The organism is Fodinicola feengrottensis, from assembly GCF_039530045.1.
GTDB classification, from domain to species: domain Bacteria; phylum Actinomycetota; class Actinomycetes; order Mycobacteriales; family HKI-0501; genus Fodinicola; species Fodinicola feengrottensis.
On the sequence record NZ_BAAANY010000020.1, the window covers coordinates 40278 to 57335 of the forward strand.

The 17058-nt window shown below is 68.7% G+C and carries 23 protein-coding genes; 10 read left to right on the forward strand and 13 right to left on the reverse strand.

Features of this window, described 5'->3' with window-relative positions; translation table 11 throughout:
* Nucleotides 1-14: 14 nt before the first annotated feature.
* Genes ABD301_RS24250 through mshC form a run of 3 tightly spaced genes read left to right on the forward strand, consistent with a single transcriptional unit; the run spans nt 15 to nt 2728 of the window.
* Nucleotides 15-809, forward strand: coding sequence for a uroporphyrinogen-III synthase (locus tag ABD301_RS24250; protein ID WP_344312779.1), 795 nt, complete (start codon nt 15-17; stop codon nt 807-809).
* Nucleotides 806-1474 carry a sirohydrochlorin chelatase gene (locus ABD301_RS24255; RefSeq protein ID WP_163572869.1) on the forward strand — a complete coding sequence of 223 codons (669 nt, stop codon included), beginning with the start codon at nt 806-808 and terminating at the stop codon, nt 1472-1474. Before ABD301_RS24250 ends, ABD301_RS24255 begins: the two co-directional genes overlap by 4 nt.
* Nucleotides 1475-1483: 9 nt before the next feature.
* Nucleotides 1484-2728: a cysteine--1-D-myo-inosityl 2-amino-2-deoxy-alpha-D-glucopyranoside ligase gene (mshC, locus tag ABD301_RS24260; RefSeq protein ID WP_344312780.1), complete on the forward strand. Its 1245-nt coding sequence runs from the start codon at nt 1484-1486 to the stop codon at nt 2726-2728.
* A gap of 3 nt (nt 2729-2731) precedes the next feature.
* Here the strand turns inward: mshC and ABD301_RS24265 are convergent, their stop codons facing one another.
* Together ABD301_RS24265 and ABD301_RS24270 are read right to left on the reverse strand one after the other, a co-directional pair.
* Complete coding sequence (locus ABD301_RS24265; protein WP_344312781.1) at nt 2732-3202, reverse strand: T6SS immunity protein Tdi1 domain-containing protein; 471 nt, start codon at nt 3200-3202, stop codon at nt 2732-2734.
* 96 nt (nt 3203-3298) lie between these two features.
* The gene (locus tag ABD301_RS24270; protein WP_344312783.1) at nt 3299-5011 is read right to left on the reverse strand and encodes a CDGSH iron-sulfur domain-containing protein; all 1713 of its coding nucleotides are present in this window, start codon (nt 5009-5011) and stop codon (nt 3299-3301) included.
* A 50-nt stretch (nt 5012-5061) separates the two neighbouring features.
* On the opposite strand from ABD301_RS24270, the gene ABD301_RS24275 reads away from it, so the two are divergent.
* On the forward strand, nt 5062-5619 hold the full coding sequence (locus tag ABD301_RS24275; RefSeq protein ID WP_163572871.1) for a MarR family winged helix-turn-helix transcriptional regulator: 558 nt from the start codon (nt 5062-5064) through the stop codon (nt 5617-5619).
* A gap of 2 nt (nt 5620-5621) precedes the next feature.
* Here the strand turns inward: ABD301_RS24275 and ABD301_RS24280 are convergent, their stop codons facing one another.
* Complete coding sequence (locus tag ABD301_RS24280) at nt 5622-6266, reverse strand: class I SAM-dependent methyltransferase (RefSeq protein WP_163572872.1); 645 nt, start codon at nt 6264-6266, stop codon at nt 5622-5624.
* Nucleotides 6267-6303: 37 nt separating this feature from the next.
* Between ABD301_RS24280 and ABD301_RS24285 the strand changes: the two genes are divergently transcribed.
* Nucleotides 6304-6741, forward strand: coding sequence for a MerR family transcriptional regulator (locus ABD301_RS24285; protein ID WP_344312784.1), 438 nt, complete (start codon nt 6304-6306; stop codon nt 6739-6741).
* A 52-nt stretch (nt 6742-6793) separates the two neighbouring features.
* Here ABD301_RS24285 and ABD301_RS24290 read toward each other — a convergent pair whose 3' ends face one another.
* The 10 genes from ABD301_RS24290 to ABD301_RS24335 form a co-directional block, all read right to left on the reverse strand.
* Nucleotides 6794-7357, reverse strand: coding sequence for a dihydrofolate reductase family protein (locus tag ABD301_RS24290; protein ID WP_163572874.1), 564 nt, complete (start codon nt 7355-7357; stop codon nt 6794-6796).
* A 4-nt stretch (nt 7358-7361) separates the two neighbouring features.
* Nucleotides 7362-7799 (reverse strand): SRPBCC family protein, encoded by a 438-nt coding sequence (locus ABD301_RS24295; protein WP_344312785.1) that lies wholly within the window; start codon nt 7797-7799, stop codon nt 7362-7364.
* Between the two features lie 31 nt (nt 7800-7830).
* Nucleotides 7831-8205, reverse strand: a complete 375-nt coding sequence (locus tag ABD301_RS24300) for an ArsR/SmtB family transcription factor (protein ID WP_344312787.1) — start codon at nt 8203-8205, stop codon at nt 7831-7833.
* Nucleotides 8206-8409: 204 nt separating this feature from the next.
* Complete coding sequence (locus ABD301_RS24305; protein ID WP_344312788.1) at nt 8410-9168, reverse strand: urease accessory protein UreD; 759 nt, start codon at nt 9166-9168, stop codon at nt 8410-8412.
* Nucleotides 9132-9821: an urease accessory protein UreG gene (ureG, locus tag ABD301_RS24310; protein WP_163572876.1), complete on the reverse strand. Its 690-nt coding sequence runs from the start codon at nt 9819-9821 to the stop codon at nt 9132-9134. Before ureG ends, ABD301_RS24305 begins: the two co-directional genes overlap by 37 nt.
* Nucleotides 9811-10485 carry an urease accessory protein UreF gene (locus tag ABD301_RS24315; RefSeq protein WP_344312789.1) on the reverse strand — a complete coding sequence of 225 codons (675 nt, stop codon included), beginning with the start codon at nt 10483-10485 and terminating at the stop codon, nt 9811-9813. The genes ureG and ABD301_RS24315 overlap by 11 nt, the downstream gene beginning before the upstream one ends.
* Nucleotides 10486-10500: 15 nt before the next feature.
* Nucleotides 10501-12219: an urease subunit alpha gene (locus ABD301_RS24320; RefSeq protein WP_344312790.1), complete on the reverse strand. Its 1719-nt coding sequence runs from the start codon at nt 12217-12219 to the stop codon at nt 10501-10503.
* Nucleotides 12216-12533 (reverse strand): urease subunit beta, encoded by a 318-nt coding sequence (locus tag ABD301_RS24325; RefSeq protein ID WP_344312791.1) that lies wholly within the window; start codon nt 12531-12533, stop codon nt 12216-12218. The genes ABD301_RS24320 and ABD301_RS24325 overlap by 4 nt, the downstream gene beginning before the upstream one ends.
* The gene (locus tag ABD301_RS24330) at nt 12530-12832 is read right to left on the reverse strand and encodes an urease subunit gamma (protein WP_344312792.1); all 303 of its coding nucleotides are present in this window, start codon (nt 12830-12832) and stop codon (nt 12530-12532) included. The genes ABD301_RS24325 and ABD301_RS24330 overlap by 4 nt, the downstream gene beginning before the upstream one ends.
* A gap of 43 nt (nt 12833-12875) precedes the next feature.
* On the reverse strand, nt 12876-13295 hold the full coding sequence (locus ABD301_RS24335) for a TIGR03668 family PPOX class F420-dependent oxidoreductase (protein ID WP_344312793.1): 420 nt from the start codon (nt 13293-13295) through the stop codon (nt 12876-12878).
* Nucleotides 13296-13355: 60 nt separating this feature from the next.
* On the opposite strand from ABD301_RS24335, the gene clsA reads away from it, so the two are divergent.
* From clsA to gcvH, 5 genes are all read left to right on the forward strand, one after another.
* Nucleotides 13356-13943, forward strand: a complete 588-nt coding sequence (gene clsA / locus ABD301_RS24340) for a cardiolipin synthase ClsA (protein WP_344312794.1) — start codon at nt 13356-13358, stop codon at nt 13941-13943.
* The gene (locus ABD301_RS24345; protein WP_344312796.1) at nt 13943-14953 is read left to right on the forward strand and encodes a DUF881 domain-containing protein; all 1011 of its coding nucleotides are present in this window, start codon (nt 13943-13945) and stop codon (nt 14951-14953) included. Before clsA ends, ABD301_RS24345 begins: the two co-directional genes overlap by 1 nt.
* Nucleotides 14950-15282 (forward strand): small basic family protein, encoded by a 333-nt coding sequence (locus tag ABD301_RS24350; protein WP_163572879.1) that lies wholly within the window; start codon nt 14950-14952, stop codon nt 15280-15282. The genes ABD301_RS24345 and ABD301_RS24350 overlap by 4 nt, the downstream gene beginning before the upstream one ends.
* Nucleotides 15283-15295: 13 nt before the next feature.
* Complete coding sequence (locus ABD301_RS24355; protein ID WP_344312797.1) at nt 15296-16468, forward strand: DUF881 domain-containing protein; 1173 nt, start codon at nt 15296-15298, stop codon at nt 16466-16468.
* Nucleotides 16469-16561: 93 nt separating this feature from the next.
* A complete protein-coding gene (gcvH, locus tag ABD301_RS24360; RefSeq protein ID WP_163572881.1) occupies nt 16562-16954 on the forward strand; it encodes a glycine cleavage system protein GcvH in 393 nt (130 codons plus the stop codon).
* Nucleotides 16955-17058: the final 104 nt, after the last annotated feature.

Below are 17058 nucleotides of genomic sequence, written 5' to 3' on the forward strand. Positions count from 1 at the left end.
GGCAGAATGGGGTCATGTCTCTGACCGGCCGGCGCGTGGTGGTGACCGCTGAGCGGCGCCGCGAGGAACTCGCCGGGCTGCTGGAGCGGCGCGGTGCCATCGTGTCCGTCACCCCAACGATCCACACCACGAGCTTGGCCGATGATGGTGAGCTGCGGGCGGCCACCGAGCGCTGCGTGGCCGGTGAGCTGGACGATCTGGTGGTGATGACCGGCATCGGGTTTCGTGGCTGGCTGGACGCGGCGGCTGGCTGGGACCTGCGAGAGCGGCTGATCGCGGCGCTCGGGTCGGTGCGCATCCTCGCCCGCGGCCCGAAGGCGAAGGGCGCCATTCGCGGCGCTGGCCTGCATGAGACGTACGCGGCCTCCTCGGAAGCCTCCGAGGAGCTGCTCACGCACCTGCTGGCGGAGCCACTGGACGACCGCCGGATCGGCGTCCAGCTCCATGGCGACCGGATGCCCACCTTTACCGCGAGACTGGCCGAAGCGGGCGCCTCGATCGTCGAGGTGCCGGTGTACCAGTGGCATCCGCCGACCGACCTCGCGGCGGTCGATGGCCTGGTGGACCGGATCGTCGCCGGTGAGGTGGACGTCGTGACGTTCACCAGCGCACCGGCCGCGGCCTACTTGCTGGAAGCGGCCGGCGAGCGGCGGGACGACCTGGTGAAGGCCTTCCACGAACGGGTGGTGGCGGCCTGCGTGGGACCGATCACCGCGGCTCCGTTGACGGCGCTGGGAGTGCCGACTGTGCAGCCAGAGCGCGGTCGTCTCGGTGCTCTCGTACGCACCCTCGAAGAGCACTTCGCGTGACACTGGTCGCGGTCGCGCATGGCAGCCGCGATCCGCGGGCCGCCGAAAGCACCGCGGCGCTGATCCGGGAGGTACGAGCGCAGCGTCCGGCCGCCGACGTACGGCACGCGTTCCTGGAGCTGGCCGAGCCGTTGCTCGGCGAAGTCCTCAGCCACCTGACCGAGCCGGCGGTGGTGGTCCCGCTGTTGCTCTCCGGCGGCTACCACGTGCATGTCGATCTCCCCGCCACTGCTCGCGAGCACCGATTGGGCACCGCGCTCGGGCCGGATCAGCTGCTCGTGGAGGCACTGGTGGACCGGCTCGCCGAAGCCGGCTGGCGGCCGGGCGACGCGGTGGTGCTGGCGGCCGCGGGCTCCAGAGACCAGCGAGCGGTCGCAGACAGCGTCGCGATGGGCCAACTCGTGTCCGATGCGCTGGGCACGGACGTGACGACCAGCTTTGTCTCGGCCGCGGAGCCCACCATCACCGAGGCGGTGCGCGGGTACGGCCGCCGGCCAGTGGCGGTCGCCACGTATCTGCTCGCGCCCGGGTTCTTCGCGGACCAGGTGATCGCGGCCAGCGAGGGTTTGCCCTGCTCAGCACCCCTGGGCGCGCATCCGGCAGTGGCCCGGCTGGTCTGGAAACGGTACGACGAGGCTCGTGGATGCGCCGCGGCGACAAGTTAACCTCAGTGCATGGATTCTTGGTCGGCGATCGCCGTTCCCACCGTGCCCGGATCTGGGCGGCCGCTGCGGCTCTATGACACGGCGAGCGACGGGGTGCGCCCCACCGCCCCGAATGGGGCCGCCCGGATGTATGTCTGCGGCATCACGCCGTACGACGCGACCCACCTCGGGCACGCGGCGACCTACCTGACCTTCGACCTCGTCAACCGGCTCTGGCGGGACGCCGGCCACCCGGTCGCGTACGTGCAGAACGTCACCGACGTCGACGACCCGCTGCTGGAGCGGGCGCAGCGGGACGGCACCGACTGGGTGGTGCTCGCGATGGCGCAGACCGCGCTGTTCCGCGAGGACATGGAGATGCTCCGGGTGCTGCCGCCGGACCATTTCGTCGGGGCCGTCGAGGCGATCCCGGAGATCGCTGAGTCGGTGGAGAAACTGCTGGCCGACGGTGCCGCGTACACGCTGACCGACGGCACCGGCGACGTGTATTTCGACGTCACCAGGGCGCCCCGGTTCGGGTCGGAGTCCCGCTATGACCGGGCCACCATGCTGCGATATTTCGGCGAGCGCGGGGGAGACCCGGGCCGGGTTGGCAAGCGCAACGAGCTCGACCCGCTGCTCTGGCGGGGCGCCCGGGACAATGAGCCACACTGGCCGTCCCAGCTGGGTGACGGCCGGCCCGGTTGGCACATCGAATGCGCCGCCATCGCACTGCGCTACCTGGGCGGTCCCGCGATCGACGTACAGGGCGGCGGCTCGGATCTGCGGTTCCCGCACCACGAGATGTCCGCCGCGCACGCCGAGGTGTTGACCGGCCAATGGCCTTTCGCGCGGCACTACGTGCACGCCGGGATGATCGGCCTGGACGGCGAGAAGATGTCCAAGTCGAAGGGCAACCTGGTCTTCGTGTCACGGCTGCGGGGCGATGGGGTCGACCCGATGGCCATCCGGCTGGGCCTGATCTCCGATCACTACCGGACGGACCGCTCGTGGACCGCGGACACCCTCCAGCAGGCCGAACGCCGGCTGGCTCGCTGGCGTACGGCGGTGGCGCGGGACGCCGGCGCGCCCGCCGGACCGGTGATCGAGCGGCTCCGCGAGCGGCTGTCCGACGACCTCGACACCCCGGCCGCCCTGGCCGCCCTCGACCGCTGGGCGGACGAGTCGCTGACCGCCGCCGGCGATGACCCGGCCGCGCCAGCCGCGGTCGCCACCGCCGTCGACGCTCTGCTCGGCATCAGGTTGACTGGCTGACCGTCACGGCTTGATGGTGATGCCGGAGATCCGGGTGCCGGGCGGCAGGTCGTGCAACTGCTCGTGGATCTGGCCGAGGAAGTCCAGCAGGACCTCCAGGGAGACCGCCTCCAGGTTGTCGACGTCGAACCCGCCGCCCAGCACCGGCGAGACCCGGAACCCGTAGACCTCGTCGTGTCCCAGCACAATGCCGGCCTCGTACGCGGCCATCGCGAGACCCGCGAGCAGGTAACGGTCGGCGCCTTCGGGAGTGTCCACCTCGGCCTTGAGCGCGGCCGCGCTGTCCCACCCCAGGGAGAACGTGCCTTCGAGGATGTCCAGCACCCAGATGCCGTCGTCGGCCCGGAAGAACACGTCCCCGAACAGCGACGTGAACAGCGGCTCGCGATCACCTATTCCGACCCAGGCCCATGCTTCCAGAGCACGGGCGAGCACTTCAGCGGGGAAAACCTTGGTCAGATCCACCCGACCCATCTAACTGCCTGCCTGTACGGGCACCCGCCAGGGCCTCGCGCCCCCGCGAATGTAACGAAACGCCTCGGTTTCGTTACATTCGCGGGGTGGTCGCCGTCAGGCGGACATGCCTGACTCTGTCCAGCGGCGTAGGACCTGCACCTGTTCCTTGCTCCAGGCTCCGTCGCAGGGCATCGATCCACGGCCCAACTGATCCAGGATCGCCACTCCGTGCTCCTTGACGTCGTCGTACGACCAAAGGTCGAAAGCGAACCTCATCGACTCCCGGTCGCGGGACCGGAAGAGCGGTTTGATGTGGGTCTGGAAGCTGACCGTCTCGTCATCGCCGGGCAGTACGACCTCAGGAGTCTCCTCGATGGGCGCGAGCGCTGAGGCACGGAACCGCGGCTCCGCGTTGCACACCCACCACCAGCGCGGCATCGGCATGTTGGGTGGTGGATGCGCCTCGGACTGGGAGTTCTCGAAAGCGATCCGGGAACCCCATTCCAAGTACGCCACGAAGGCGGCCCGGAACTCCGCGTCCGCCGGCAGGCCGGCATCCTCGGCGCTTTGCGAAATGAGCTGGACCCACCGGGCGCGTTGTGGTGCGGTCAGGTTTTTCCCCACATGCTGCGAAATCATCCGGGAATAGCCGCCGTGTTCGGTGCTGTAGAACTTGGGTCCGCCGAAGACCTCACCGAGCCATTCGGCGACCCGTTCCGGATGATCGGCCGCCATATTGGCGAAAATCGGTCCCACCAGTGGATCGGACGGCACGTACTTCTCGTAGAAGATCCGGGTCATCCGCAGCAATGCCGGATATCCGCCGGCCCACTGGAAAAGGGAGACCTCGGCGGCTGGATCGATGACCGGATCGTGGAATCCGACGTAATAATGCATTCCCGAGCAGAACGGTTTGTTCTGCGAATGGCCGCAACGGCAGAGGCTGTAGTGCTCCCGGGACACTCCGGTGTTGCGCGGTACGTCGACGCCCTCGTCGTCGACCAGGGGTGTGCCGCCGACGATCCGGTACGGGCCGTCCTCGGTCACCGTGATCGCCGGTTTTCGGGGCTGATCCACCTGTTCCCGAGCTTCCCGGCCGTCGATGGCGAAGCTCAATGCGCCGGACGGGCAGTCTCGTACGGCCCGAACGATCTCGTCCATTCGGCCGCCGCTCGGGGTCACGAAAGGTTCGCCGCCGGCATGAAAAACTCCGGCAAGCCGATCGGTGCAGAGCCCGGAATGCGCGCAGATTCCTCGATTGTCGAAGACCGTGACCTGCTGCCCGACGTACGTGTCGCGCTGGTTCGGCACCCGCTTGGGATCCTTGGTGTCCTGGAAGTCGACGGTGGCGTGCGTACCGTCGCAGTACGGCTTGTCCGCCGACTGGCCGCACCGGCACAGCGCCATCAGCGGGCGGACCGGGAGCGGCTCGCCGAGATGGTTCACCACTTTCTCGGCCGCACTGACCAAATATGGTCCCTTGTGGACGAGTTGGATGCCGGCTGGCCGAGCGGACTGCGCGGCCGCGAGCTCCGGCAGCCGCTCTGGCGGCACCATCGCCTGCAGGGCCGCGGCCGCCTCGACGATCGCGGTCGGCGCTCCCGGCTCAGCCGCCGCCGCGGTAGCGGCCTGCGCGAGTTCCCACATGCCCGCCTCTGGACTGGTGTAGGTCACTTCGTCAGTGGCATCGGTTTCCCCCAGCGGACGAATCACCCGGGTCCGGAGCCGCTCCGGCGCGTCCGGAATGGCCTCGATGGGATGTTTCTCAAGATATTGCAGCAGGCTGAGGGCGGCCCGCGCGATGTCGATCGACAACTTCTCTGGCATCTGACACTCCTGCGCTTTCTTGGCTTCGTCGCACCGTAAAGTACTTTAACGTGCAGGCAAATCAGTTTGGCGAAGAAAACGCGTTCGCCCAGAGCGATCACGTCGACCGGGTGCTGGCCCAGTGGGCGCGGCAGTGGCCGGAGCTGGACACCAGCCCGGTGGCGGTGATCGCCCGAGTCGGACGGGTGCGGGAGTTTTTCGACCGCGGCATGGAAGAGCTGTTTGCCCAGCACGGCCTCACCCGACAGGCATGGGACGTGCTGGCCTGCGTCCGCCGGGCCGGCAGCCCGTACGAGCTGACGCCCTCGGAACTGAGCGCCGCCCTGATGCGTACGTCCGGAGCGGTGACGCACACGCTGCAGCGGCTCGAGTACGACGGGCTGATCGAGCGGGTGGCCAGCGAGACCGACCTGCGCAGCCTGCTCGTACGACTGAGCCCGGCCGGAAAAGCGCTGGTGGATGAGGTCGCGCCGAGGCATGTGGCCAACGAGAAGCGGATGCTTGCCGCGCTCACGGACGACGAACAGACGGCCTTCGCCGACATGCTTCGCCGACTGCTCCTGTCGTTCGAGGAGGCCGACTCGGCTGTCCGGCAACGTCGTCGATGATCTTAAGGAGCCGGGTTGGTGGCGAGTACGCACGCGACCGGCGGGTTGAGGTCAAGCGTTTCGACCCGGAGGTGGGTGAAACCAGCCTGGGTGAGCAGGTTCTGAAGCTCCTGGCTGGCTCGGACTGTGGCGTCGCGGGTGGCGCCGGGACAGCGAGGCTGGCTGACGAGCGCGATCCGTCCGCCCGGTCGGAGCAGCCGGCGCAGCTCGCGAAGTCGCTCCACCGGGTCGGGCCAGAATCCGACGGAGTTGACGGCGAGGATGACATCGAGCGGATCGCTGAAGGCCGGCACCTGCTCCACGGAGGCTTGCGTGAGGTGTACGCGGTTGGCGCGTAGGGCGGCGGAGTTGCGCCGGCCGGCGTGCCGAACCATGGCTTGCGAGTGGTCGATGCCGAAAACGTGACCTTCGGTGGCGCGGCCGGCGAACGCGGCGATGGCGATGCCGGGACCGAAGCCGATTTCAAGGACCCGGTCGGTCGGCCGTACGTCCAGCAACGACACCGCCCAGAGGTTGCGTCGCCGGTTGGAGGGGCGAAGAGCGAACATCCAGCCGTTCGCCCACCCGACGATGCCCCGGGGATGATGGGCCTGGCGTACCAAATATCTGATCGCGCGTTGCTTCAGAGCTGTCCTTGTGGTTGGCATGATCGCCAGTCAAGGACTTCAAGTACGCTTGAAGTCAATGAGTGACCAGCTGACGATCGGTGAGCTGGCGCGCCGTACCGGCGTCGCCACGTCCGCTCTGCGCTATTGGGAGGAGCTGGGCCTGTTGCCGGCGCCGGCCCGGGTCTCGGGCCAACGCCGTTATCCGTCATCGGCGGTGGGGCTGGTCAGGGTGGTTTTGGCGCTCCGCAATGTCGGCTTCACCTTGCGGGAAATCGAGGGGTTCATCGCGTCTCGCTCACTGGTCGGCGAGGGTTGGCGGGAGCTGTACGAGCGCAAGCTCGGCGAGCTGGATCAACGGATCGCCCAGGCTCAGGTGGCCCGTACGGCGATCGCCCACGGGTTGGCCTGCCCGCACACGGACGTCCTCGAGTGCGCCAACTTCGCCGGCGGAGTCGCGGCGCTCCTCGCGGGATCTTCTCTCGAAGAGGCTCATGCGCGGATCCATTCGCACTGACCTCAGCGCTCCGCCTGTCATGCAAGCGCCGGCGATCGGACGAGGCTGTCGTTCACTGCCCGAGAGTGCGGTAGCGCAGGTGTACGACACCGTTTCGGAATCGGCGCTCATCGAGGAGCTCAAAGTCGGTGCGCATGCCGGTCGGCAGCCCTGGCTTGCCGCCGCCGACGACAACAGGCAAAACGAACAGCTGGCACTCGTCGACCAGCCCGGCCTTGAAAGCCTGCGTCGCGAGGTCGGCACCTCCGATGGTGAGATCGCTGCTGGCCGTGGCCTTCAGCTCAGCCACCGCGGCGGGGTCGAAACGGCGTTCGATTCGGGTGTCGGCTGTTGACACCTCGGCGAGCCTCGTGGAGAACACGACCTTGCTCGCCGCCTGCCAGGCACTCGAGAAGTCGGCCATGAGGTCGGACTGCGCGGCCAGCGCGGCGTCGGTCTCCCAGACGGCCATTGCCTCGTACAGGCGCCGCCCGTAGAGAAACGTGCCCACGGACCGCAGGAGGTCGGTGTGGAACGCGAATACCTCGTCGTCCATGGGGAACCAGTCGAACGCGCCGCGTTCGTCCTCGATGTAGCCGTCAAGCGACACATTCGTCGCGTAAATCAGCTTTGCCATGCCTCTACCTCTCGATGATTAGCAGTAACAGCCTGGCGTCCAGCTTGGTGAACGCCTGGCGCCAGCCCTCCTCGCTGGGGCGCGCCAGATGTTCGGGGAGCCACTGGCGGATCTCCAGTCGCGTCCGTCCGTCTGCCTCGTCGTGGAACTCGACCCGCAGTCTCGTCTCGAACGGCTCGACGCCCTCCTGGAGCCGGCCCTTGACGTGCATGACGCCTTCGAGTAGTTCGCCGTCGGCGACGTCGGTGAGGTCGACGTGGATGTGCACGCGAAGCTCGGGTTGGGCCGCGTTGACCTCCGTCCACCGTTGGAAGCCACCGGGGCGTACGTCGAACTCGATCTCGTCGCGCGGCAGTGAGTTGCCGATCGGGCCCCACCACGCCGCCAAGTGGTCGGGGTCGGTGAAGGCTCGGTAGACGAGTTCCCGCGGCGCGTCGAACACACGCGAGATGACGAGCTGCGGAGTTTCCGTTTCATTCGTGCTCCCTGGGGTCGTCGACCAGCCGGTCCGTTGCCCGTGCGGCGGCCTGCACCGCAGCGAGGTGGGCATCGAGGCGGGTGAGGGACGAGTCCCAGAACCGCCGGTAGCGCTCGATCCAGTCGGCCGCCTCGCGTAGCGGGGCAGCCTCGAGGCGGCTCGCGCGCCACTTGCCCGACCGCGAACGCGAGATGAGCGCGGCGCGCTCGAGCACTTTCAGGTGCCGTGACACCGCCGGCATCGAGATCGACAGAGGAGCGGTGAGCTCGGTGACCGTGGCGTCGCGTGCGGCCAACTCGGCGATGATCGCCCGTCGAGTCGGGTCGGACAGCGCCGAGAACACCGCACTGAGCTGATCGGTGCCAGCCATCGCAAGCCCCTTCACTTAACCAACGTGTTAAGCGTATGGAAACCCGAGTGCCGTTGTCAACGGATGAGCCGCCATCCGGACCGACCCCGTCACCTAAACTCAGAGTGATGGACACCGATGCGGCGGACAACCTGCGAGCCGCGCTCGTCGATGACCTGTGGTCGTCAGCTGGCCTTCCCACCTTCGGCCCGGGTACGAGGTCTTTCAGGTCGACTGACGAGCCTCATTCGCGCAGCGCGCGGCGGTGATGGCGTCCGGCGCGAGGACAGTGAGCAGCGAACCGCCGGCCGCCAGGGGTACCAGCGACCACCAGTCGCCAGACACCGCCTCGACCGGATCGTTTTCTCCACAGCGAAACTCGGTGACCAGCACCCGGCGGCCGGCGACGACGGCCACGCTCGCGTCCAAGACCGGATCGCCGAGCGCGATCTCCTGATGCAGCATCGGCTGGCCGTCCCGACGGACCCGGAGGCTGGTGTCGAGGCGGCCGGAGGCCTCGCCGGCGCGGCCCAGCACCACCGTGTCCGCGAGCCGCAGCCGGGCGTCCCCGGCCAGGTCGGCGACAACCTCGGCCTGGTGGTGCGCCCGAGCCGTCACCACGGTCGGTTCCGGCTGATAGTCGAGCTCGCCGCCGGCTTCGACCTGCAGGCGGAGCCTCGTACGGCTGCACCCTGCGTGCTGCCCAGGCAACGCGACGCTTGCCGCCACCCCACGTATCCGTAGCCGGGCGCCGGGCCCGACCCGCACAGTCACGGTCAGGTCGTCGCCGCCCAGCGGTGCGGCGCCGGAACCGACCAGATGGACGACGGCCGCTCCAGATTCCGGCCGGCGGCGGGGGAGCAGCGTGATCGGGGCGGCCGACCGCAGGGTGCGCAGGATCGTACGACCGGAAGCATCCAGCTCCGCGTGCACGTACGCCTCGGCCTTCACCCTCTTCGGACCGCCAGTTGCCCGCTGACCCATGCATACACGTCGTCGGCCCCAGGGGTGCGTACGAGCGACTGCGCGATCACCGGGAGCTCGCCGCGCATCCGATGGGCGTCCGAAGTCATCACGTCCAGGTCCGCTCCGACCAGCGGCGCGAGGTCGGTTTTGTTGATGACCAACAGATCCGCGGTGGTCACGCCCGGGCCACCCTTGCGTGGCACCTTGTCACCGCCGGCCACGTCGACGACGAAGATCTGGCTGTCCACCAGCCCCCGGCTGAACACCGCCGTCAGGTTGTCGCCGCCGCTCTCGATCAGGATCAGCCGCAGGCCCGGGAAATGTCGCTCGAGCCGGTCCACCGCGTCCAGGTTCGCGGTGATGTCGTCCCTGATCGCCGTGTGCGGACAGCAGCCGGTCTGCACGGCCTCGATCCGGTCCACCTCCAGAACGCCGGCCCGGCGCAGAAAATCCGCGTCCTCAGTCGTGTAGATGTCGTTCGTCACCACGGCGAGTTCCACCGAGTCGCCGAGCGCCCGGCAGAGCGCCGCCACCAGCGCGGTCTTGCCGCTGCCTACCGGGCCGCCGATGCCGATCCGGTAGGCGCGGCCTCCCGTCGGGCTGGCGTCGTGATGGTCGTGATCGGCCACCGTGGGGTCGAAGTTGATCGGATGGGTGTGGTCAGCTGGCAAAAAGACGCACCTCCGCGCGGTGATGCCGGTGCTGGGCCTCGGCCAGCAGGTCGAGGCCGGGCCCGCCCGGAGCCGGCAGGTCGCCGGGCGCCATGGTCCGGTTTTTGGCCGCAGTCACCGCGATTTCCTGGATGCGTGGGGAAAGCGCGACCACCGTCGCGTTGACCGCGAACGGATCCAGGCCAAGCAGTCGTACGGCCGCGCTGGCCGGCCCGCTGACCGCCAGGTAAGCGGCCGCGAGGGCGGCGTCTTGTGGCTCGGCGCCGGCGATCCCAGCCAGCGCGCCCAGCACGATCGGGTGATGTGGTTCGGGGGTCGCGGCCAACAGTGCCTCCAGGATCGGCGACGGCCAACCGGCCCGGCCGGCGCGTACGGTCGCACGGCCCTGCGCTCTGGAAGCGGCCCGCTGGGCCGGTGATGGCGTACGCGCATCGTACTCGCCGTCGAGTTCCAGCCATCTGTCCACTGTGGACAAGGCGTCGGATGTTGCCACCGCGGCGAAAGTCGCAGCCAGCGCACCCGCGGTGGCCAGCCGGCCGGTCAGAAATCCGGCAAGGTCTTCGACCGTACGAACCAATCCTCGGGCGGCCGCTTCTTCCAGGCCGCCGGAATGGACGTGTCCGCCACCCGGAAAGCGGGAGTCGGCCAGCACAAGCGCGGTCACGTCCATTGTGGACACTCAGAACAGGAAGTAGCGCTGCGCCATCGGCAGCTCGTCGGCCGGCATCGGCTCCACCAGCTCGCCGTCGATGTGGACGGCGAAACTGTCCGGGTCCACGCGTACGTCCGGGCGGGCGTCGTTGAGCACCATGTCCGCCTTGCCGCAGGCCCTGGTGTTCGCCACCGCGACCACCGGGCTGGCGAGTTCGTACCGCTCGGCCACCTTCGCCTCGACCGCCTCCGGCGCGACGAAGTGCAGGCTGCTCGCGGCCGCGACTTTTGGTGCAGCACCGTACATCGGGCGAGCGAAGACCGGCTGCGGAGTCGGAATGGAGGCGTTCGCGTCGCCCATGGCCGCGTACGCGATGAAGCCGCCTTTGAGGACCACGTGCGGCCGGATGCCAAAGAACTTCGGCTCCCACAGGACGAGGTCGGCGAGCTTGCCGACCTCAACGGACCCGATCTCGGCGTCGATGCCGTGCGCGATCGCCGGGTTGATGGTGTATTTGGCGACATAGCGACGAGCCCGCAGATTGTCGGCCGCGCCATCGCCCGGCAACGACCCGCGACGGCGTTTCATCGCGTGCGCGGTCTGCCACGTACGAATGATCACCTCACCGATCCGGCCCATCGCCTGTGAATCCGAACTGATCATGGAGATCGCGCCGAGGTCGTGCAGGATGTCCTCGGCCGCGATGGTGGTCGGCCGGATCCGGCTCTCGGCGAAGGCCAGGTCCTCTGGAACCGACGGGTTCAGATGGTGGCAGACGATCAGCATGTCCAGATGTTCGTCGATCGTGTTCACCGTGTGCGGCCGGGTCGGGTTCGTCGACGACGGCAGGATATTTGGCAGTGACACCACCGAAATGATGTCCGGCGCGTGCCCGCCGCCGGCGCCTTCGGTGTGGTACGCGTTGATGGACCGGCCGCCGATCGCGTCCACAGTGGACTCGACGAAACCGGCCTCGTTCAAGGTGTCGGTGTGGATGGCGACCTGTACGCCCGACTCGTCCGCCACCGTCAGACAGGCGTCGATCGCGGCCGGCGTGGTGCCCCAGTCCTCGTGCAGCTTGAAACCGCCGGCACCGGCCCGCAACTGCTCCCGCAAAGCGTCCTTGCGGACGGTGTTTCCCTTGCCCAGCAACAGGACATTGACCGGCTGGTCGTCCATCGCGGCCAGCATCCGGCGCAAGTTCCACGCGCCCGGCGTGACAGTGGTCGCCTTCGTACCCTCCGCCGGCCCGGTGCCGCCGCCGATCAGCGTCGTCAGGCCGGCGGCCAGCGCGGTGTCGGTCAGCTGCGGACAAATGAAGTGCACGTGGCAGTCGATGCCGCCGGCGGTGAGGATCTTTCCGTTGCCAGCCAGCACTTCGGTGCTCGGACCGATCACCAACGCCGGATCGACGCCGTCCATGATGTCCGGGTTCCCGGCCTTCCCGATCCCGACGATCCGGCCGTCCCTTACCCCGATGTCGGCCTTCACCACGCCCCAATGATCGAGGATGACCGCACCAGTGATCACCAGGTCAGGCGCGCCCTCGGCGCGGGTCGCCAGGCCCTGGCCCATCGACTCGCGGATCACCTTGCCGCCTCCGAACAGCACCTCGTCGCCGGACCCGGCCAGGCCCTGGCTCGCGTCCCGGGTGACCTCGATCAGCAGGTTCGTGTCGGCCAGCCGGATGCGGTCTCCGGTGGTCGGCCCGAACAGCTCGGCATAGCGGTCCCGGCTGATCGTCATCGGCCCTCGTCCAGGTCGGCTATCGCGTTTACTTGCAGCCCGGGCACCTGACGCGCACCGGTGAACGGTACGAGCCGTACCTCACGTTCGATGCCCGGCTCGAACCGTACGGACGTGCCGGCCGGCACATCCAGCCGATGCCCCCAGGCCGCTTCACGGTCGAAATCCAGCGCGCTGTTGGTCACCGCGAAGTGAAAGTGCGACCCGACCTGCACCGGCCGGTCGCCGCGGTTCACCACCTCGAGCGTCACCCGCTGCCGGCCCGGGTTCAGCTCGACCGGCGCCTCGCCGGTCAGGACCTCGCCGGGGATCACGGGATCGGGTTGTGCACGGTCACCAGCTTCGTCCCGTCCACGAACGTCGCCTCCACCTGCACCGCGTCGATCATCTCCGGAACCCCGTCCATGACCTCGCGCCTACTCAGCACGGTCCGGCCGGACTCCACCAGCTCGACGACCGTACGGCCATCCCGGGCGCCCTCCAGCACGTGATCGGTGATGAGCGCCACGGCTTCCGGGTAGTTCAGCGTCAGCCCACGCTCGTACCGCTTCCTGGCCACGTCCGCGGCCAGGTGAATGAGCAGCTTGTCGCGCTCCTGCGGGCTCAAATGCACTGAACAGTCCTATCACCAGGTCGTTTCGGCAGGGTTACGCACCTCACGCCGGGGCGTACGACCAACCGCTCCAGGTCCGCACCTGAGCGGCGATCAGCGGTCCGGCCGGCGGGTGCTCCACGTACTGCTCGTACTTCGCCTGCAGGAGCGCCAGGACGTCGGCGGCGACCTCATCCCGTACGACCGCACGACAGTCGGCCCGCGCCCACCACAGTCGAGTCCAGTCGTCCTCGTACACGTCCACCAGGAAAGACACCTGATCATTGGCGGCGATGTTGGCCAGCCGGCGCAGCGAACGAGTCGACTTGGGCTTGTGATCGACCGTCACATAAATGAGGTCAGTGGGGGAGACCGCGAACGTCACTGGTACGACCAACGGCCGCCCGCCGGCGTCGACAGTGGCCAGCCTGGCGACCCTCGCGGCGGTGAAGCGGTGCCGGGACTCGGCGGCGGTCAGGCGCATTCGCCCACCGTAGGCGCCCTGCGGCGGGGACCGCGCCGGTGCCGGCGGTAGGCTGGGCACGTGGTCGGCAACTCGGTCTTCACCGTGCCCAACCTGCTTAGTTTCATCCGGCTGCTCGGCATCCCCGTTTTCCTCTATCTGGTGCTGGTTCCCAGCGAGCATCAGGTGACGGACCTGATTGCTATTGGCGTCCTGGTGGCGAGCGGGATCTCGGACTATCTGGACGGCTATCTGGCCAGGAAGTGGAACCAGGTCAGCCGGATCGGGCAGCTCCTCGATCCGCTGGCGGACGCGCTCTACATCATCTCCACGGTGTTCGCGCTCACCTACCGGGAGATCATCCCGCTCTGGCTGGCGATCCTGCTGGTGGCCCGGGAGGGACTGCTCTTCCCGCTGCTGCCGGTGCTGCGCCACCATGGGTACGGCGTGCTGCCGGTGCACTTCCTCGGCAAGGCCGCCACCTTCGTGCTGATGTACGGCTTCCCGCTGCTGCTGTTGTCCGCCCAGCCTGGTGCCGCCGGCGCGGTGGCCGGCCCGATAGCGTGGGCGTTCACGATCTGGGGGGCGTGCCTCTACTACTGGGCTTTCGGCCTCTACGTGGTGCAGACGGTGACGGTGGTCCGGCAGGCCAGGAGGGTGCACGGGTGATGGCGGGGCCGACCGGGAACCCGCGGCGGAAGTGGCCGTGGACGCGGGAGCGTTTCTCGCCGGGCGCCGCGATGCTCACCGACCTGCTCAACAACCACCTCGACGGCGGCTATTCGGCGGCCGCGAGGCGTCGCGCCGAGGTAGGCCCACCGACTGGTGCGCAGCTCAACCGGCGCCGGGCGGCCAGCGTGCTGGCCGCGATCGTCGTCGGGTTGGTGCTGGTCACCGCGTACAACGAGACGGTGGCGAACGCGCCGCAGACGACTCGTACGCGACAGGGCCTGCTCAGCGACATCCGCCAGGGCACCGCCTCCACCCAGCAGCTCGACCGGCAGGCCCAGGCGTTGCGCCAGCAGGTCAGCGCGGACCGCAGCTCCCGGCTGTCCACCGACAACACGGGCGCCGCGGTGGCCGCGCGGCTCAAACAGCTCGAGTTGACGACCGGCCTGGCCGCCGCGACGGGGCCGGGCGTGATCGTCAGCGTCGCCGACGGCCCGACACCGAAGAACCCGACGCCTGGCGCGCCGACGCTGTGGCGGGTGCAGGACACCGACCTGCAGGGCGTGGTAAACGCGCTCTGGGCACTCGGAGCCGAAGCGATCTCGGTGAACGGGGAGCGACTGTCGCCGTTGTCCACCATCCGATCCGCGGGCGGCGCGATCCTGGTCGACTTCGAGCCGGTCAGCAGTCCGTACGAGGTGAAGGCCATCGGTGACCCGAAAGCACTGCCGACGGCGTACGCGCAGAGCCTGTCGGCGGTGCAGCTGCGGGCGTACAACAAGGACTACGGCATCAAGCTGACGATCACCGCGGCGGATTCGATGGCGCTGCCGGCCGCCGCCACCCCGAACCTGCGGTTCGCCAAGCCGCCGGGCAGCACCCTGAGCGGGCCAGCGAGCCCTCAACCCAGCGACGCCAGCTCCGGGTCTGGTACCAGTGAGACCACTGGGACTCCGAAGCCGCATCCGAGCAAGCCCGTAGGCTCCCGGTCAGGAGGTGGCGACAGGTGATTGCCGCGATTGGTCTGGTGATCGGCATCGTGCTCGGGGTGGTTCTGCATCCCACCGTGCCGGCGCCGCTCCAGCCGTACTTGCCGATCGCGGTGGTGGCCGCGCTGGACGCGGTCTTCGGCGGCATCCGGGCCCGGCTGGACGGCATCTTCGACGACAAGGTCTTCGTGGTGTCCTTCGTGTCGAATGTGCTGGTCGCGGCGCTCATCGTCTACCTCGGCGACAAGCTCGGGGTGGGCGGCCAGCTCTCCACTGGCGTGGTGGTCGTGCTGGGGATCCGCATCTTCGGCAACGCGGCGGCGATCCGCCGGCACCTGTTCCGGGCGTGAGGACACCGCGACGATGACCGACCCCGCATCCGGCACCCCAGAGCCCGGGAAAGCAGACGGGACCGCTGTCCCCGACAAGCCCGTCGCGCCCGACGAACCCACCATGCGGATCGACCTGCCCACCAGCAGCCATCTCAGCGGCTATCACGAGGCACGGCCGGAGCTGCCGCGGGAATCCGTCGATCCAGACCTGACCGAGCGCATCGACCTGCCGGCCGCGGCGCAGGTGTCACCGGCCAGGCCTACGGCCGCCCCGGTCTCGCCGGCGAGCACCGCGGAGCGTACGACGACCGACAGCGATCTCACCGAGCGGATCGCGCTGCCTGTCGACGCTGCGCAAACAGCCACCGAAACAGCCGCAGAGCCTGCGAAAGAGGAATCCCAGCCGGCGGCCAGTACGCAGACAGTGGCGCCTACCGACGAGCCGACCGAGCTGTTGGACGCGCCCAAGCGGGCCGGCGCGCCCGCGTCCGCGAGAGAGCGGCTCAGCCGGTTGCGGCGATCACGCGCGGGTGCCGTCATCGGCGTGCTGGCCGCCTTGCTCGGCTTCGGCATCGTCGTACAGGCCCACAGCACCGAGACCAACACCGCGCTGCCGGCCGCCCGCCAGGAGGACCTGGTGCGGATCCTGGACGACCTGGACGCCCAGCAGGACCGGCTGCGTGGCGAGATCGGACAACTGCAGACCACCCGTACGCAGCTGTCGTCCGGCACGGCCGGCAGCGACGCGGCGCTGGCCGAGGCCCGCCGGCGCACCCAGACCCTGGGCCTGCTGGCCGGAACCGTCCCGGCCACCGGCCCTGGCCTGCTCATCACCATCACCGATCCGCGCGGCCTACTGTCCGCCGAGGTGGTCCTAGACGCGGTCGAAGAGCTGCGCGGCGCCGGGGCTGAGGCAATGCAGATCAACGGCACCGGAGGCCAGTCCGTACGGATCGTGGTGTCGACGTACTTCCTGAACGGCCAGGGCACCATCAACGTGTCCGGAAAGACCCTGTCCGCGCCGTACCAACTGCTGGTGATCGGCGACTCGGCCACCCTGGACGCGGCCCTGCGGATCCCCGGTGGGGTGGTCGACACGGTGACCCAGCAGGGTGCGAAGATCGCCATCGAGCAGCGCGGGTCGGTTACCGTCTCCGCGTTGCGGCCCGCCACCAGCCCTCAGTACGCTCGCCCAACGTCATAGGTCGGCGGCACAAGTCGGCGGCATGACTGGGTGATGGTGCCGGTACGACTGAACTTGATGTGACTTGACTGATGGATCGCTGAGGGGAGCGCGGTGAGCACGTCCGCTGACACGCCGGAAGAACTGCGGTATACGTCCGAGCACGAGTGGGTGGCGGCGAGCGCCGACTGGAAGGTCGGCATCACCGCGTACGCGCAGGATTCGCTGGGTGACATCGTCTTCGTGCAGCTGCCCGAGGTCGGCGCGACTGTGCAGGCCGGTGACTCGATCGGCGAGATCGAGTCCACCAAGAGCGTGTCGGAGCTGTACGCGCCGATCGCCGGCACTGTGGCGGCTCGCAACGACGCACTTGACGAGCAGCCGGAACTGATCAACACCGACCCATACGGGCAGGGCTGGATCCTGCAGATCACCCCGTCCGATCCGGCCGCCGGTGACAGCCTGCTGGACGCGGCCGCGTACCAGCAGCTCATCGAGTCAAAGTGATCCCTGCGTTGAACCCCGATCGGGGCGATGGCTACGCTCGGTGCCGGTCGGGCCGACCGCGCTGCGTGGTCCCCGGCCACTGGCATAACGCGGTATAACTGCGA

Bases quoted from the DNA above. Each gene is read 5' to 3' on its own strand.
- ABD301_RS24250 (WP_344312779.1), top strand. From the start codon at position 15: ATGTCTCTGACCGGCCGGCGCGTGGTGGTGACCGCTGAGCGGCGCCGC.
- mshC (WP_344312780.1), top strand. From the start codon at position 1,484: ATGGATTCTTGGTCGGCGATCGCCGTTCCCACCGTGCCCGGATCTGGG.
- ABD301_RS24265 (WP_344312781.1), bottom strand. From the start codon at position 3,202: ATGGGTCGGGTGGATCTGACCAAGGTTTTCCCCGCTGAAGTGCTCGCC.
- ABD301_RS24270 (WP_344312783.1), bottom strand. From the start codon at position 5,011: ATGCCAGAGAAGTTGTCGATCGACATCGCGCGGGCCGCCCTCAGCCTG.
- ABD301_RS24280 (WP_163572872.1), bottom strand. From the start codon at position 6,266: ATGCCAACCACAAGGACAGCTCTGAAGCAACGCGCGATCAGATATTTG.
- ABD301_RS24285 (WP_344312784.1), top strand. From the start codon at position 6,304: ATGAGTGACCAGCTGACGATCGGTGAGCTGGCGCGCCGTACCGGCGTC.
- ABD301_RS24290 (WP_163572874.1), bottom strand. From the start codon at position 7,357: ATGGCAAAGCTGATTTACGCGACGAATGTGTCGCTTGACGGCTACATC.
- ABD301_RS24300 (WP_344312787.1), bottom strand. From the start codon at position 8,205: ATGGCTGGCACCGATCAGCTCAGTGCGGTGTTCTCGGCGCTGTCCGAC.
- ABD301_RS24305 (WP_344312788.1), bottom strand. From the start codon at position 9,168: ATGGGTCAGCGGGCAACTGGCGGTCCGAAGAGGGTGAAGGCCGAGGCG.
- ABD301_RS24320 (WP_344312790.1), bottom strand. From the start codon at position 12,219: ATGACGATCAGCCGGGACCGCTATGCCGAGCTGTTCGGGCCGACCACC.
- ABD301_RS24335 (WP_344312793.1), bottom strand. From the start codon at position 13,295: ATGCGCCTGACCGCCGCCGAGTCCCGGCACCGCTTCACCGCCGCGAGG.
- ABD301_RS24345 (WP_344312796.1), top strand. From the start codon at position 13,943: ATGGCGGGGCCGACCGGGAACCCGCGGCGGAAGTGGCCGTGGACGCGG.
- ABD301_RS24355 (WP_344312797.1), top strand. From the start codon at position 15,296: ATGACCGACCCCGCATCCGGCACCCCAGAGCCCGGGAAAGCAGACGGG.